Genomic DNA, 832 nt, shown 5'->3' with positions numbered 1-832 from the left:
TCGTTCGCCGTGGCCGCACATCACGATCAGCGGTTCATGCGGCACTTCGTCAACGCGGCTGGGCAGCTCGCCGAGTTCGACGTGCTGCGCGCCCGGCAGGTGCCCGGAGGCGAACTCGGGTTCCTGCCGAATGTCCAGCACCGATCCGCTCACCTGATCCGGCCCCACCAACCTGGTTGTGGTCGTGGGAAGTTCCGCGGCAGTCCACGCATCCATCCCGCCGACGAGCTCGCCCGCGAGATCGAGGTAGCCGATCTTGGCCGCCTGCCAGGCGATCTCCGCCGGGTCCTGATCGGCGCCACGCACCACGACCAGCGGCCGGTCGTGCGGCGCCAGCCAGCCGAGCCACGATGCGAACACCGGCCGCAGCGGAATCGACAGCGCGCCAGGCACGTGCGCGGCGGCGAACTCGTCGACCGGCCGGACGTCGATCAATCGCGCGCCGTTGGCCAGAAGCCGCCGCACCGCACCGACCTCCAGCGGCGACAGCTCAGGCGTCCCGACCACAACGCCCTGGCGGTTGATCTCGCCGAGGCGGCGGAAGTACGGCGGATAGCTGCCCAGCGAGCCGAGCAGCTCCTTCACGAAGGCGTCCTCGTCAGCCGCACGCAGCAACGGGTTCGTCGCCTTCTCCCTGCCGATCGTGCTGGTGCGGTCCGCGCCGGGCGGGGCGGAGCAGAAGGATCCGGCGCCGTGCGTGGGCCAGACGGCCACGTCGTCGGGCAGCTCGGCGAGCCTGCGCAGCGACGCGTACTGAGCGCGGGCGAGTTCTTCGGTCCGGTCGGGTGAGACGAGGTCGGTGCGGGCGGCGGCGCCCACGATCAGCGAGCCG

1 protein-coding gene is annotated in these 832 nt (G+C 71.5%); it reads right to left on the bottom strand.

Annotation, left to right across the window (positions count from 1 at the left end; all coding sequences use genetic code 11):
* Positions 1 to 832 (bottom strand): rhodanese-like domain-containing protein (locus tag SK571_RS46165; RefSeq protein ID WP_319990433.1); only part of this gene is annotated, 832 nt, incomplete at both ends.

This window comes from Lentzea kristufekii, assembly GCF_033949925.1.
In the GTDB taxonomy this organism is placed as follows: Bacteria; Actinomycetota; Actinomycetes; order Mycobacteriales; family Pseudonocardiaceae; genus Lentzea; species Lentzea kristufekii.
This window is presented reverse-complemented; position numbering and strand designations above follow the sequence as displayed.